Below are 15,061 nucleotides of genomic sequence, written 5' to 3' on the forward strand. Positions count from 1 at the left end.
GTCGTCCGCCATCATTCCTTACCGGCAAGTAACACGCGAGGATTTCGCCAACCAATTCGAATTAGCTCAGGAGACGACACGCCTCGGGCCAGCTAGGCCACAGCTTCCGCCGCCGCCTTCTCCGTCACCTCGCTCTCCTCGTTCTCCCCGCCCTCCTCCGTCGACCGACGCCCGCGCATCCACACGTACACCGGGATCCCGGCGAACAGGAACAGCACCCCCTGGTAGACCGCCGCGTACCCCGCGCCCGCGATCAGCCAGAAGGAGAAGGCGAAGGAGAGGCCGGCGACGATCAGGTCGCGGACCAGGCCCGCCGGACGGACCCGGTCCCGCGTGCCCCTGGCGAGCCAGTACAGCTGGGCCGCCGCTGAGAGGAGGTACGGGAAGCAGCCCGTGAACGTCGTGATCAGGACCAGGACGCGGAACGTGGTGTCCGGGCCCGCCGTGTAGTTGAAGGCGATGAGGGTCGTGCCGAGGATCGCGCACGCCAGGACGCCGAACCCGGGCACCCCGCCCTTGCCGACCTTCGCGAACGGTGCCGGGAAGAGGCCGTCGCGAGCCGCCGCGTACGGCATCTGCGCGGCGAGCAGGATCCAGCCGTTGAGGCAGCCGACGATCGACGCCACGGCCACCAGCGCGATGGCCGTGCCGCCCCAGCTGCCGCCGGTGATCGTGTTCACGGCGTCGGCGAAGGGGGCGCCGGAGTCGACGAGCTTGTCGTGCGGGACCAGGCCGAAGACGGCGACCGTGCCGAGGATGTAGACGAGGGCCGAGCCCAGCGTGCCCAGGACGCTGGCGCGGCCGACGTTGCGCTCGGGGTCCTCCACCTCACCCGCGCTGACCGCCGCCGACTCGACGCCGAGGAAGCTGTACAGAAGCAGCGCGGCGGAGGCGGCCAGGGCGCCGGGCACGCTGTCGCCGGACGCGTTGAAGGCGCCGAAGTTGTCCGTGTCGATGAAGAACAGGCCGACCGTGGCGACCACCAGCAGCGGCACGAACTTGAGGATCGTCGACACGATCTGTACGCGCCCGACCCACCGGGTGCCCGCGAAGTTCGCGGCGGCCGGCAGCCAGAGGGCCAGGATCGCGACCAGCGCGCCCAGGGCGTGGCTGTCGTTCAGGGGGATCAGTACGTCGACGTAACCCACTACCGCCACCGCCAGGGCGGCGATGCTGACCCAGGTCATCGTCCAGTACGACCACGCCGACAGGAAGCCCGCGAAGGGGCCGAACGCGTCGCGCGGGTACACGTACAGGCCGCCGGTGACCGGGCTGCGGCGGGCCAGCTTGCCGAAGAGCAGGGCGAGCAGTACCGCGCCGATCGACAGGATCAGGAAGGCGAGCAGGCTCACCGAGCCGTACGGGGCGACCGCGGCCGGCAGGACGAAGATGCCGCCGCCGATGATGTTGCCCATCACGAGCGCGGTGGCGGCGGCCAGACCGAAGGTGCGGCGGGGTGTGTTCTCGGTCGGCGCGGTCGGAGTCAGTTCCGGCTCGTCTGCCTCGGTGGTGCTGGGAGCAGTCATGACACTTCCGGTGGGCGGGGAGGGACGGGGAGGGGAGGAGAGGAGAGGGTGTGGGGAGGGCGTGATCGTAACTCGCCATCCCACATTGTGGTCCATCTGTTCATGTACTGGACACATGCGGCCGTCGGGTGCGCGGTCGACTAGCGTCGAGGCATGACCAGCGAGACCAGTGAAGCCGCCCGCTCCTCCGCCGACGCCTCATTCTCCGCCGCCCTGGCCTCGGGCGCGCCTCTCGTCCTCGACGGTGGCATGTCCAACCAACTGCGGTTCGCCGGGCACGATCTGAACGACGAGCTGTGGTCGGCGCGGCTGCTCGTCGAGCAGCCCGAGGCGATCGTCGACGCGCACCTCGCCTACTACGAGGCGGGCGCGGACATCGCGATCACCTCCAGCTACCAGGCCACCTTCGCGGGCTTCGCCAAGCGGGGCATCGGCCGCGAGCGGGCCGCCGAGCTGCTCGCGTCGAGCGTGGAGCTGGCCCGCGAGGCCGCGCGCCGGGCGAAGGCGGAGCGGCCGTTGTGGGTGGCGGCGTCCGTCGGGCCGTACGGGGCGATGCTCGCGGACGGCTCCGAGTACCGGGGGCGGTACGGGCTGAGCGTGGCGGAGCTGGAGCGTTTCCACCGGCCTCGGGTGGAGGTGCTGGCCGCCGCCGGGCCCGACGTCCTGGCCCTGGAGACGGTCCCCGACCTCGACGAGGCCGACGCCCTGCTGCGCGCGGTGCGCGGGCTCGGGGTGCCGGTGTGGCTGTCGTACAGCGTGGCCGGGGAGCGGACGCGGGCCGGGCAGCCGTTGGCGGAGGCGTTCGCGCCGGCCGCCGAGGCGGACGAGGTCGTCGCGGTCGGCGTGAACTGCTGTGTGCCCGAGGACGTGGACGGCGCCGTGGAACTGGCGGCCCGCGTGACCGGCAAGCCGGTCGTGGTCTATCCGAACAGCGGCGAGGTCTGGGACGCCGACGCCCGTACCTGGACCGGCAGTTCGACCTTCGCCGCCGGTCAGGTGACGGGCTGGCGGGACGCGGGCGCGCGGCTGATCGGCGGATGCTGCCGGGTGGGGCCGCAGGCGATAACGTCGATCGCCGACACGCTGCGGTGACGACGTCGTACGCGGCGCACCTCCCCGTAGCAACTGGTTCCACCCGTCACGCCCCCTACAACCGGGCGTAGGCCCGTACGTCCGCGTCCACGTCCACGTCTCCCGCCATCGAGGCGAGGGCGTCGGCGACTCCCGGTCGCCCGTCGTGGCGGCGCAGCGCCCGGACGGCGGCCTTGCGCACGTCGGCGAAACGGGTCGGACAGTGCGCCGGCCAGGGCGGGAACCGCCAATGCCGGTGCCGCCGCGCCGAGTGCCGTGGCCGCGCCCGAACGGACCTGCCAGGCGGGGTCGTTGAGCGCTGCGGCGGCAGCCGTGTCCAGCGGGGGCGGGCAGCCGGTGGTCGCGACCTGTTCGGGGTGGACCTCGCCGAGGACATTCACGGCGCCGCCCGTCGGTTCGAAGCCCTCGGCCGGAACCGGGTAGGGCGCCACCGGCCGGGTCAGGAACTCCATCGAACCGTCCGCCGCCGTACGGAGGTTGAGGTGCACCGGCCAGTCCGTATCGTCGCGCTGCGGGATGTCGCAGCCGCTCCACGTACAGCACTTGGGCGCGCGGCTCCGGTCCGAGCCGGGCGGCGACCGGCCCGGGTGCGGGGACCGGGCTCATGGTGCGGACCTCGTCGGTGACGTGGCCGTGCTCGGGCAGGGTCTCGGCGAGGCCCGTCAGGCGGTCCAGGCCGTGCGGGTACTTCTGACAGGTGACGACCGTCCCGACCCCGGGCAGCCGCTCGACCATTCGTTCGGTGCGGAGCAGGTCCCGTGCCTGGCGCACGGTGTTGCGGGACGCTCCGTAGTCGGCGCCGATGGCGTCCTCGTGCGGGAGTGCGCCGTCAGGGAAGCCCTCGGTCAGATGCTGGTGGCGCAGCAGGTCGGCGAGTGCCGTGCCCGGTCGGCGCGCAGCCGGCGGCGCCGCGTGGCCGCGACGGGCGCGGTGTGATCGCGAGCGCGGTCGGCGGGCATCGGGGCTCCAGGGTGGCCCGGGGGGCCGATTCCCCCGGACCATGACCGTGGGCCGCCCCCCGATGGTGTTGCGGCACCCTGTCACCGGTCGTTCACCGGTGTGAACCGGCGGTTTGCCGTCGCGAGCGGCAGATCCGCCACCTGGCCGGATCCCGCCTGGTGGCGGTGATCAGCGCCGGGGAACGCCGCCGGGGCGGCGCAGCCGACGTACGACGGACAGCGGTTCCGCACCCCGAAGGGGCAACCGGGGCCGCGCGGCCGACCGGGGTTCGGGCTCCGGAGCCGTCGGGGGCATGGAGGCGCGGTCGGCGGCCCACAGGGCCAGTTCGCGGTCGCGCGGGCCTTCTACGGTGTGCGGGTCGCCGTCGCCGAAGACGCGCACCGGGTGCGAGGCGTCCCACGGCTGCCAGCCCGGGTCGCCGTCGACGGCGAAGCGCACCCACGCCCTGTGCATGACCTCGGCGAGTTCCTCCGGGGCGCCCTGGCCAGCGAGCTTGGCCGACTCGGGGGCCTGGTGGGTGTCGAACACGAATCCCAGTTCGAGGGCGTGGCAGGCACCCAGACCGGGCTGGGTGGACGGCCAGGCGAACTCGTACGCATACGTCCCGGCCTCGCCCCGGGCGTCGGCGAGCCGGTGCAGCGGTACGCGCAGCAGGTGGTCGGTGACCAGTTGGCCGACGAGGTCGGCCGTGCCGGCGCCCGGGTGCAGGGCGCGGTAGCCGCGCGGGACCTCGGGGCCGCAGTGGCAGCGGGCCATCGCGCCGGCCAGGGCGACCGCGCCGAGCCGGTCGACGCGCTCCATCAGCCCGCCCGGCACCAGCCACAGCCGGTACTCGTCACGGGTCCAGCCCAGGAGCAGGTCGACGTCGGCGGCGACCCCGTCGACCAGGGCCTCCAGCGGGTCGCGGGGTACGAGGTCGCCGTCGACGACGATGCCGAAGGCGGGCCCGCCCAGCACCGGGCTGCTCAGCCGCCCCACCTCGCCCTGGACTCGCAGCAGCAGCTCCCGGTCGACGGCGGCGAAGGCCTCGGCGGTCGCCGGGATCTTCAGCCGGGTCGCCATCCGGCGCACCATCCGCCGTACCTTGTCGCGGTCGCTCGCCTCGGGCGACCCGCTCTGCAGCACCGCCCGCCGGAAGAGCCCCTGGGCCCGTGGGGAGGCGAGGAGCGCGCCGATACTGATCGCGCCGGCCGACTGGCCGAAGACGGTGACGCGGTCGGGGTCGCCGCCGAAGGCCGCGATCGACGCGCGCACCCACTCCAGCGCGGCGAGCTGGTCGCGGAGGCCGGGGTTCGGGGGTGCGTCCGGGAAGAGGCCGTAACCCTCCACGCCCAGGCGGTAGTTGACCGAGACGAGGACCACGCCGTCGCGGGCGAAGGCGTGACCGTCGTAGACGGGCACGGCCGAGGACCCGCGGGTCAGGGCGCCACCGTGGAACCACACCATGACCGGGAGCCGGGCCCCGTGCCCGGGCTCCGGTGTCCAGACGTTGAGGTTGAGGCAGTCGTCGCCGGGCACCACCGGGTCCGACAGCAGCCGGGCGAAGGCCTCGGAGTACGGCGGTTTCGGTGCGGTGGGACCGAAGCCGCCCGCGTCGCGCACCCCGTCCCAGGGGGTGGGCGGCACGGGCGGCCGGAACCGGCGGGGGCCGAAGGGCGGTGCGGCGTACGGGATGCCGCGGAACACGGCGATCCTGTCGCCGCCGTGTCCTTCGCGTCCTTCGTAGCCGGCGTAGCCCTCGTATCTGCCGCGGACGTCCCCGTAGGGCGTCCGAACGACGGGCTGCGTCGATTCATCCGTCATCTGCCCACCAGCTCTCTCGCCGCCGCTCGTGAACCGTTCAGATCAGAGCAACACATGACCTGCCGGTATTCCCGCGGAAGGAGCCATTCGGTGGGTGCGGTGCCGTCAGCCCGCCAGGTTGAGCGTTCAGGGACGGGACCGGTCCTTGTGGCAGGCGAACAGGACCGTCGAGGCCGTCGGAAGTCGATGTGCCCGAGTGGCCACCGATCAAGGTGCGGCTGTACTTCCCACTGTTGGCGCCCTCCTGCGGGGCCCGCGACCGGGGCTGGACCAGCGGCGCGGTCGCGTCCGATTCGTTCAAGACCGGCCCGGGGCGCCCGCCTAACCTGGCCGTATGACTTCACAACCGACCCCACGCCCCACGCCCCGGTTCGACGCCGTCGGCATCGTCACCGCCGATCTGGCGGCCTCCGTCGCGTTCTACCGCAGGCTCGGGCTCGACTTCCCCGAGGGGGCCGAGGATCAACCGCATGTCGAGGCCGAACTCCCGGGCGGGCTACGGCTGTTGCTCGACACCGAGGAGACCGTCCAGTCCTTCCACCCCGGGTGGCGGGCCCCCAGCGGCGGCGGACGGATCGGGCTGGCCATGCTGTGCGGCTCGGCCGCCGACGTCGACTCCCTGTACGAGGAGTTGGTGGGTGCGGGGTATCGGAGCGAGCTGAAACCGTGGGACGCCGTATGGGGACAGCGGTACGCGTCCGTGCTCGACCCGGACGGCAACGGGGTCGACCTGTTCGCGCCCCTGGCCTCCTCCCCCGCCTCCTCCCCCGCCCCCTCCGCCGAGTAGCTTCCCCAGCGGCATCCCCGCCAACTCCCTCACGTCCCGGGCGAGGTGGGCCTGGTCGGCGTACCCCGCGCGAGTCGCCGTCTCCGCGAAGGGCACCCCTTTCCGGGCCAGGGCCAGTGCGCGCTGGAGGCGGAGGATACGGGCCAGCGTCTTGGGGCCGTATCCGAAGGCGGTCAGGGAGCGGCGGTGCAACTGACGGGCGCTCAGGCCCAGTTCGTCGGCCGTGCGCGCGACCGGGCGGCCCGCCCGCAGGGCCGTGACCAGGCCGCCCAGCAGCGGATCCGGCGGGTCCGTGCACGCCGCCCGTTCCAGCGCCAGCTCCTCGAGCGCCGTCGCCGGGTCGGCCACCGCGTCGAAGCGTGCCCTGAGGCGTCGCACCTCGGCCGCTCCCCACAGGTCGGACAACTCGACCCGCCGGTCACGGAGTTCGTGCGCGGGTACGCCCAGCAGGGCCGGCGCCGTACCGGGGTGGAAGCGGACGCCCGCCCAGTGCGCGGGGGCGCCTTCGGAGACGTACGGGCGGGTGTCCGGTCCCGCGACCAGCAGTCGGCCCTCGCTCCACAGCAGGTCCATGCAGCCGTCGGGCAGGACCGGCCGCGCGTCGCCGAGCCCGGCCGGGGTGTTGGTCCACACCGTCGCGCCCGGCAGTCGGGAGGCCCGTTCCTCGTACACGTACGACACGCTACGCCGCCCGGTGTTCTTCAGGGCCGGCGCCGTACATCCGTCCGAAGGCGCCGAGCAGGGCGAAGTCGCTGCCGCAGCCGGCCCGACGGGCGTACAGGGAGGCGTTGAAGGAGCCGGGGTGCGTCACTTCCCGGGAGGGGGGCCCTCTCCCGTCTTGGGTGTGCTCTTCACGTGGGTCCGCAGGCGGGACGTCACGTCCTCCGGGGGCAGGAAGCGCGACCAGCGTTCCGGGAACTCGGAGGGCATGTCGCAGTCGTCGGGGTCGTCATCGGCGTCGCCGTCGGGCTCGTAGGAGTGGACGACGGCCATCCGGGCGACGTACTCGGCGGCCTCCTCCTCACGGATCCGTTCGTTGGCGGCGCGCGCGGCGGCGGTGGCGGCGGCCGGCCAGACGCGGTCGATCGCCGCGTTGACGGCGGCCCCTACGAGCACGGCGAACGCGGACACCCCGACCCACAGGAGGACGGCGACGGCAGCGGCGAGCGATCCGTAGATCGTGGCGCCCTCGATCGTCTTGGTCAGGTAGATGCGCAGCAGGAAGCTGCCGAACACCCACATCGCGAGGGCCATCAGCGCGCCCGGGACGTCCTCGATCCACGGTGAGCGCACCGGGACCGACACATGGAACAGCGTCGTCAGAAAGGCGATGGACAGCAGGATCACGACGGGCCAGTACAGGACCTGTACGAGCGTCTCCGACCATGGCAGGACGTTCAGCACGGCGTCCGGGCCCGCCACCATCAGCGGCAGCGCGACCGAGCCGATCAGCAGCCCCACGACGAACAGCACGAAGGCGACGAGCCGGGTCTTGACGATGCCTCGGACGCCGTCGAGGCCGTACATCACGGTGATGGTGTCGATGAAGACGTTCACCGCGCGCGAGCCGGACCAGAGGGCGAACAGGAACCCTATGGAGATGACGTCGGGCCGGCCGCCCTTCATCACGTCGTTCAGGATCGGCCGGGCGATCTCGGCGACGCCCTTGTCGGACAGGACCGTGCGGGACGCCTCCAGGATGTTCGTCTCCAGGCTGGTGATGGTGTCGGTGCCGGTCCAGTCGTCGACGTAGCCGAGCAGCCCGATCAGGCTCAGCAGCAGTGGCGGCACGGACAGCAGCGTGAAGAAGGCCGCCTCCGCCGCCAGCCCCAGGATCCGGTACTCGACACACGAGTTGACGGTGTCCTTGAGCAACAGCCACGCGGTCCTGCGCTTGGATACGTTCCGGTAGAGGACGCGCGCACGGTGGAGTCGGCCGCTGGGGCTCTCGGGAAGTTCACTTGCTGCCTGCACGCCCTAACGGTATCGGGCGGGCGCCACCCCTCTCACCCTCCGGTGCCCCGGTCAGGGCGCAGCGCCCGTGAGCCGCTCCCTTCCCTCCGTTCCCGTGACGCAGCAGAAAACGACGGGAAACCCAGTGGAAACCGGGCGGAACGATACGGCAGATAAATCGAATACTATTTCTGTCATGCTCTTGGCGGCCATATTCCGGCGCCCGTAAACGGAATACCGCCCGGCAATTACACCTGCCTTACGGAAAGCTTCCTGGTGAGGCAGACGAACAGGCGGTCGCCATCTGTGCGAAAAGTCGTGACTCTGTAACAGGAAAGCGACATTACGCCGGGCCACCTTGACCCCTCCATAACCGGGTCGAAACAATTCGGATTGCATTCACCGGGACACACCCGCCCAAGGGAGTGCGAACCAAGACGACACGGGGGCATCCGGGCTCCGACCAAGCCCGGCCAAGCCGAATTACCCGTGATCCGCACGAAAACGTGCGGGTCGACGCCGTGCCGCACGCCGCGCCCATCGATATTTTCCGCTCACACGTCTCATACGTCATTTCATCCCGCACGCCATTCCCCATATCGCGTCACCTGTCACTTCCGCCCACAGCTGCACCGCGGTCGCACAGCGGACGCGTAATCCATCGTGCCAATTTACGGAGCGACCCATGCCTTTATCGACACCGCGCATTGCCGGTGCAGACGTGGCCCGCGGCCTCGCACTGCTCGGTATGTTCTCCGTGCACGTATTCGGAGCCTTCGGGCCTGACGATTCGCCGACGGTGGCCTGGCAGTTGGCGGGCGGCCGGTCCTCGGCGACCTTCGCGCTGGTGGCCGGAGTCGGCCTCGCCTTCACCACCGGCGGCCGTACCCCCCGTGTCGGCCGCGGCTCGCTCGCGGCGGTCACCGCCCGGGCACTGACCGTCGGTCTGATCGGGCTGCTGCTGGGCTACGCCGCCAACGCGGGCGGCCTCCAGGTCGACGTCATCCTCGCCTTCTACGCCCTGCTGTTCCTGCTCGCCCTGCCCCTGCTGGCCCTGCGGGCACGGACGTTGGCCTGCGTCGCCCTCGCCCTGGGCGTGGTCGCGCCGTTCCTCGTCCAGCTGCTCCGGGGGGCGCTGCCCGAACCCGCCTTCGACGGTGATCCGACGCTCCAGGACGTCGTCACCGACCCGGCCGGTCTTCTCGGCGACCTTCTCGTCCACGGCGCCTATCCGGTCCTGGCGTGGATGGCGTACCTGTGCGCCGGGCTCGCCATCGGGCGCCTCGACCTCTTCGACCGGCGCACCGCGACCCGGCTGCTGACCGGCGGGCTGGCGCTCGCCGCCGCCTCCTGGCTGGCCTGCTCGTTGTGGCTCTTCCGCTGGGGCGGTCTGGAGCGGCTGCGGCAGGCCGAGTTCCCCGACGCGACCGGGCCGCACGCCCGCGACGAGGTCCTGTGGGACAGCCCGGACGGCGGGACCTGGTGGTCGATGATCTCCCGCGCCCCGCACTCCACTTCACCGTTCGACCTGCTGCACACCCTCGGCGCGGCCACAGCCCTGCTCGCGGCGGTCCTGCTGCTGACCCGGATCAGCGTGGTGCGGCGGGCGCTGCTCCCGCTGGCGGCTGCCGGAAGCATGCCGCTGACCCTCTACACCGCGCATGTCCTGTTCCTCGCCACCGGAGCGCTGAACAGCTCCCGTGACCTCCAGTACGCCGTGCTGGTCGCGGGATCACTGCTCTTCGCGGTCGGGTGGCAGCTCGCCAGGGGCCAGGGACCTCTCGAGGCCGTGGTCGCGGGGGCGGCGAGGCGCGCCCGGGCGTGGGAACGGCGACGGGCACAGGGGAACCCGCCCGAGCCGCCGGTCCACCGATCCGAACCGACCGAACTGACCGAACCGACTGAACTGACCGAAAGCCAAGACCAGCACCGCTGAGGAGCTCATCGTGGGGGGAAAAGTGGGGGGAAAACCGATCGAGTTGGCGCCCATGCCGCCGACCGATCCGACCGAGCACACGACCAGGCACACTGCCGAGCGCGCGGCCGAGCAGACAGCTCGGCACACGGCCAGGCACACGACCGGCGCCGGGGGCGGCACCGAGCGGATCCTCGCCGAGGTGCTCGCGGGTGTCGTGAAGACCGACCAAGTCCCGCTCGACAGCCACTTCTTCGACGATCTCGGGGCCAACTCCCTGGTCATGGCGCACTTCTGCGCCCGGGTGAGGAAGCGGGACGATCTGCCGTCGGTGTCGATGAAGGACGTGTACGGCAATCCGACGATCCGGAGTCTGGCGGCGGCGCTCACCGACGCCCCCGCCGAGGCTCCCGTCGCGCCGCCGGCCGAGGCCCCGGCGCCCGGCAGCACCGCACGGTATGTCCTGTGCGGGGCCGCGCAGTTGATCGTCTTCGCCGCGTACTGCTTCCTCGCCGGGCTCGTCACCGTCCAGGGCTACCAGTGGATCAACGCCGGTTCGGGGGCCGTCGACGTCTATCTGCGGTCGGTCGGGTTCGGCGGCGCCGCCTTCGTGGGGATGTGTGTGCTGCCGGTGGTCGCCAAGTGGGTGCTGGTCGGCCGGTGGCAGCGGGCCGAGTTCCCCGTCTGGGGTCTCGCCTATCTGCGCTTCTGGACGGTCAAGTCACTGCTCAACGCCAACCCGATGCGCCTGTTCACCGGGAACCCGCTGTACGTGCTCTACCTCCGGGCGCTCGGCGCGCGGATCGGCAAGGGCGTCACCATCCTCTCGCCGGCCCTCCCGGTCTGCACGGACCTGCTCACGGTCGGCGCGGGCACGATCATCCGAAAGGACTCCTACCTCCTCTGCTACCAGGTCGTCGCCGGACGCGTCCGGACCGGCCCGGTGACCCTCGGCAGGGACGTCCACATCGGCGAGAAGACCGTCCTCGACATCGGTACGTCGATGGGTGACGGATCCCAACTCGGACACGCCTCAGCGCTGTTCGAGGGCCAGGCGGTGCCGGCCGGCCTGCGCTGGCACGGCTCGCCCGCCCAGCCCACGGACGTTGACTACGTACGGATCCCCGGGGCCCGCTGCACCACCGCCCGACGGGCCGCCTACGGTCTCGCCAGTCTTCTCCAACTCCTGCTGGTGTACGTGCCGTTGGCGTTCGGCGGCGGCTTTCTGCTGCTCGACCTGGCGCCCCGTCTCGAAGTGCTGGTCGATCCGGACGTGGCCGACATGACCTCGGTCCGCTTCTATGCCGAGGCCATGGGCCTCTCCCTCGCGCTCTTCGCCGCCGTGATCGTCGTCGGAGCCGTGACCGTGTCCCTGGTCCCCCGGCTGCTGAACCTGGTGATCCGGCCCGAGCGGGTCTATCCGCTGTACGGCCTGCACTACGGGGCGCAGCGGGCCGTCGCCCGGCTGACCAACCTCAAGTTCTTCAAGTGGCTGTGCGGCGACAGCTCGTACATCGTCCACTACCTGCGGGCCATCGGCTACGACCTCTCGTACGTCGAGCAGACCGGCTCCAACTTCGGTACGGAGATGCAGCACGAGAACCCGTACCTGGTCTCCGTCGGCCGCGGCACGATGGTCGCCGACGGACTGTCGGTCCTCAACGCCGACTACTCCGCCACGTCCTTCCGCGTCTCACGGGCGGTGATCGGACCGCACAGCTTCCTCGGCAACCACATCGCGTACCCCGTCGGGGGCCGCACCGGCCACAACGTCCTGCTGGCGACCAAGGTGATGGTGCCGCTCGACGGCGAACTCCGGGAGAACGTCGGCCTGTTGGGCTCGCCGTCCTTCGAGATCCCGCGGTCGGTGGAGCGCGACACCGACTTCGACCATCTGCGTGAGGGTGACGAGTTCCGCCGCCGTCTCGCCGCGAAGAACCGCTACAACCTGCGCTCGATGGGCCTGTTCCTGTTCGTCCGCTGGCTGCACTCCTTCCTCCTGACGGTGCTCGGCTTCGCCGCGTTCGCCGTGTACGGCACGCACGGCATCGCCGCCGGCGCGCTGGTCGGCGCGTCCCTGGTCCTCGGGCTCGGGCTCACCGCCGGGTACTACGTGCTGGTCGAGCGGCTCATCACCCGGTTCCGGCGCCTGGTGCCGCGGTTGGTCTCCATCTACGACCCGCACTTCTGGTGGCAGGAACGGCTGTGGAAGGTGCCGGTCGAATTCCTCGTCGTGTTCAACGGGACGCCGTTCAAGAGCCTGCTGTGGCGGCTGATGGGCGTCCGCATCGGGCGCCGGGTCTTCGACGACGGCGCCATCATCACCGAGCGCACGCTCACCACTATCGGCGACGACTGCACGCTCGGCGCCCACAGCAAGATCCAGGCCCACTCGCAGGAGGACGGCACCTACAAGTCCGACCACATCGTCCTCGGCCCGGGCGTCACGCTCGGCACCGGCGCACTCGTCCACTACGGCGTGTCGATGGGCGACGGGTCCCAACTCGCCCCGGACTCCTTCCTGATGAAGGGCGAGGACGTGCCGTGCCTGGCCCGCTGGGGCGGCAACCCCGCGGTGGCCCTGCGCAGCGACCAGGTCGCACCGGCCGGACAGACCGACCAGACCGCACACACCGCACAGATTTCGACGGGGGCAGTCCGATGAACACGATCCCACGCTGGATACCCGGCCCGGTGCCGGGCAGGAGCCCGCAGGACGGGCGCCACTCGGTGTACGCCGAGTACGAAGTCCCGCTCGAGGCGAGCCTGTTGCGGTCGGCCTCGTTCGAGTCCGCGCTGCTCGCCGCGCATGCCAAGGTGCTCGCCGCGCTCTCCGGTGAGCGGGAGGTCACCACCGGGTACGTGGCGGTGAAGGGCGGGCGGCCCGTGCCCCGCCGGATGCTGGTCGGCCCCGGCTCCTGGCGGGATCTGCTGGCACTGACGGACCTCGCCGACGAGGTGGGCGAGACGGAAGAGCCGACGTACGAGACCGTGCTCGACCCGCACGGCGGCGCCCCCTCCGACGAGAGCGCCGACCGCACCGTGTTGCACCTGAGCGTCGGCGAGCGCACCCTTCGGCTGCGCCACCGCACCGATGTCCTCGACACGAGCGCGGCTGCCCGGATCGCCGGCTACCACCTCACCGCGCTCTCGCTGATGGCCGCCGACCCGGACGCCGACCACGAGTCGCAGAGCCTGCTGGCGGGAGAGGAACTCGCCTTCCAGCTGGACGGGTTGGCGGGCCCTGACCGTGAACTCCCGGACCGCCGGGTGCACGAGCTGTTCGAGGAGCGGGTACGGCAGCACCCGGACGCGGTCGCGGCCGTACAGGGCGGCACGGAGTGGACCTACCGGGAGCTCAACTCCCGGGCGAACCAGCTCGGCCGGGCGCTGCTGGCCCGCGGGCTGACCCGGGAGGGTGTCGTCGCCGTGGTCACCGAGCGCAACCTCGACTGGATGGCCGCCGTGCTCGGGGTGCTCAAGGCCGGCGGTGTCTATCTGCCGGTCGAGCCGCACTTCCCGGCCGGGCGGATCGCCGCCACCCTCACCCGCGCCGAGTGCGCGTTCGTCGTCACGGAACACGGCAGCACCGCCACGCTCGACGGGACGGGGACGGACGTACCGAGGCTGTACGTCGACGAGATCGCGGCGGAGGGGTACGCGGACGACGACCTCGGGGTGAGCGTCGGTGCAGACCAACTGGCCTACATCTACTTCACGTCCGGGTCGACCGGTGAGCCCAAGGGCGCGATGTGCGAGCACGCGGGCTTCGTCAACCACGTCCTCGCCAAGCTGGAGGACCTGGGCGTCGGCGAGGGGCAGGTGGTCGCGCAGACCGCTCCCCAGTGCTTCGACATCTCGCTGTGGCAGCTGGTGTCCGCGCTGCTCGTCGGCGGCCGGACGCTGCTGGTCGGGCAGGACGTGATCCTGGACGTGCCCCGGTTCGTGGACACGATCGTGGACGCCGGGGTCAATGTGCTCCAGATCGTGCCGTCGTATCTCGAAGCCGTACTGGCCGAGTTGGAGCAACGGCCCCGCGAACTCCCCGCCCTGCACTGTGTGTCGGTCACCGGGGAGGCCGTGAAGCGGGAGCTGGTGCAGCGCTGGTTCGCCGCCCAGCCCGGCATCAAGGTCGCCAACGCCTATGGCCTGACCGAGACTTCGGACGACACCAACCACGAGGTGATGGACCGGGTGCCGGACGGGCCCCGCGTTCCGCTCGGCCGGCCCGTGCGCAACGTACGCGTGTACGTCGTCGACGAGCACCTCGCGCCCGTGCCGCTGGGGGCGCCCGGCGAGATCGTGTTCTCCGGGGTGTGTGTCGGGCGCGGGTACGTCAACGACCCCGAGCGCACTGCCGCGGCGTTCACGCTGGACCCCTACCGGCCCGGTGAGCGGCTCTACCGCAGCGGTGACCACGGGCGCTGGCTGCCCGACGGCAGGCTGGAGTTCCTCGGCCGCCGGGACACCCAGGTGAAGCTGCGGGGCTTCCGGATCGAGACCGGCGAGATCGAGAACGCGCTGCTGCGGGTGCCCGGGGTCCGGGACGGCGCCGTGGTGGTCGTGCGGGGCGTGCGGCTGGTGGCGTTCTGCACCGGCGCCGAACTCGTCGGCGTACAGGAGTGGTTGGCGCGGTCGCTGCCCGCGTACATGGTTCCGTCGGCCGTGCACTGGCGGGAGCGGCTGCCGCTCACCGCCAACGGCAAGACCGACCGCAGGACGCTCACAGCGCTCGCGGAGGAATCCGACTCTGCCGATGCCGGTGCGCGGGGGCCGGAGACCGCCGGCGAGCGGCGGCTGGCCGTCGCCTGGGCCGAGGTGCTCGGCGTTCCGTCAGACCGGATCGGCCGCCTGGACCACTTCTTCGACCGCGGCGGCACCTCGCTGTCGGCGGTCCGGCTCGCGATCGCCCTCAATCGGGCGATCACCCTCAAGGACGTCATCCGCCACCCGGTCCTCGCGGACCTGGCCGAACTGCTCGACGTGCCGGCCGCCACAGCCTGACGACAGCCGTGCGCCGCACCG

Annotated in this window: 10 protein-coding genes and 2 pseudogenes; 5 read left to right on the plus strand and 7 right to left on the minus strand. The window is 71.6% G+C overall.

The window, feature by feature from the left end:
- Window positions 1-92 precede the first annotated feature (92 nt).
- Window positions 93-1,526 carry an amino acid permease gene (locus G3I71_RS30265; protein ID WP_164319481.1) on the minus strand — a complete coding sequence of 478 codons (1,434 nt, stop codon included), beginning with the start codon at window positions 1,524-1,526 and terminating at the stop codon, window positions 93-95.
- Between the two features lie 153 nt (window positions 1,527-1,679).
- Between G3I71_RS30265 and mmuM the strand changes: the two genes are divergently transcribed.
- On the plus strand, window positions 1,680-2,618 hold the full coding sequence (gene mmuM, locus G3I71_RS30270; RefSeq protein WP_164319483.1) for a homocysteine S-methyltransferase: 939 nt from the start codon (window positions 1,680-1,682) through the stop codon (window positions 2,616-2,618).
- A gap of 55 nt (window positions 2,619-2,673) precedes the next feature.
- Here mmuM and G3I71_RS52755 read toward each other — a convergent pair whose 3' ends face one another.
- From G3I71_RS52755 to G3I71_RS30280, 3 genes and pseudogenes are all read right to left on the minus strand, one after another.
- Complete coding sequence (locus G3I71_RS52755) at window positions 2,674-2,799, minus strand: hypothetical protein (RefSeq protein WP_343243117.1); 126 nt, start codon at window positions 2,797-2,799, stop codon at window positions 2,674-2,676.
- A gap of 338 nt (window positions 2,800-3,137) precedes the next feature.
- Window positions 3,138-3,577: pseudogene (locus G3I71_RS30275) on the minus strand (GntR family transcriptional regulator); the annotation flags it as partial.
- A gap of 169 nt (window positions 3,578-3,746) precedes the next feature.
- Complete coding sequence (locus G3I71_RS30280) at window positions 3,747-5,381, minus strand: carboxylesterase/lipase family protein (RefSeq protein ID WP_164319485.1); 1,635 nt, start codon at window positions 5,379-5,381, stop codon at window positions 3,747-3,749.
- Window positions 5,382-5,715: 334 nt separating this feature from the next.
- On the opposite strand from G3I71_RS30280, the gene G3I71_RS30285 reads away from it, so the two are divergent.
- Entirely contained in the window at window positions 5,716-6,168 is a 453-nt protein-coding gene (locus G3I71_RS30285) for a VOC family protein (protein WP_164319487.1), read from the plus strand.
- Here G3I71_RS30285 and G3I71_RS30290 read toward each other — a convergent pair.
- The 3 genes and pseudogenes from G3I71_RS30290 to G3I71_RS30295 all read right to left on the minus strand — a co-directional run.
- Window positions 6,151-6,840, minus strand: a pseudogene (locus G3I71_RS30290) (helix-turn-helix domain-containing protein); the annotation flags it as partial. The gene G3I71_RS30285 and the pseudogene G3I71_RS30290 overlap by 18 nt on opposite strands.
- Before the next feature lie 10 nt (window positions 6,841-6,850).
- A complete protein-coding gene (locus G3I71_RS52370; protein WP_275409297.1) occupies window positions 6,851-6,979 on the minus strand; it encodes a hypothetical protein in 129 nt (42 codons plus the stop codon).
- Window positions 6,976-8,142, minus strand: coding sequence for a YihY/virulence factor BrkB family protein (locus G3I71_RS30295; RefSeq protein WP_164319489.1), 1,167 nt, complete (start codon window positions 8,140-8,142; stop codon window positions 6,976-6,978). The genes G3I71_RS52370 and G3I71_RS30295 overlap by 4 nt, the downstream gene beginning before the upstream one ends.
- 664 nt (window positions 8,143-8,806) lie before the next feature.
- Between G3I71_RS30295 and G3I71_RS30300 the strand changes: the two genes are divergently transcribed.
- Genes G3I71_RS30300 through G3I71_RS30310 form a run of 3 tightly spaced genes read left to right on the plus strand, consistent with a single transcriptional unit; the run spans window position 8,807 to window position 15,040 of the window.
- Window positions 8,807-10,057 (plus strand): heparan-alpha-glucosaminide N-acetyltransferase domain-containing protein, encoded by a 1,251-nt coding sequence (locus G3I71_RS30300; protein ID WP_164319490.1) that lies wholly within the window; start codon window positions 8,807-8,809, stop codon window positions 10,055-10,057.
- 10 nt (window positions 10,058-10,067) lie between these two features.
- A complete protein-coding gene (locus G3I71_RS30305; protein WP_343243118.1) occupies window positions 10,068-12,701 on the plus strand; it encodes a Pls/PosA family non-ribosomal peptide synthetase in 2,634 nt (877 codons plus the stop codon).
- Entirely contained in the window at window positions 12,698-15,040 is a 2,343-nt protein-coding gene (locus tag G3I71_RS30310; RefSeq protein ID WP_164319492.1) for an amino acid adenylation domain-containing protein, read from the plus strand. Before G3I71_RS30305 ends, G3I71_RS30310 begins: the two co-directional genes overlap by 4 nt.
- The last annotated feature ends 21 nt before the right edge of the window (window positions 15,041-15,061 follow it).

The sequence above is a fragment of the Streptomyces sp. SID12501 genome, assembly GCF_010550245.1.
Lineage (GTDB): Bacteria > Actinomycetota > Actinomycetes > Streptomycetales > Streptomycetaceae > Streptomyces.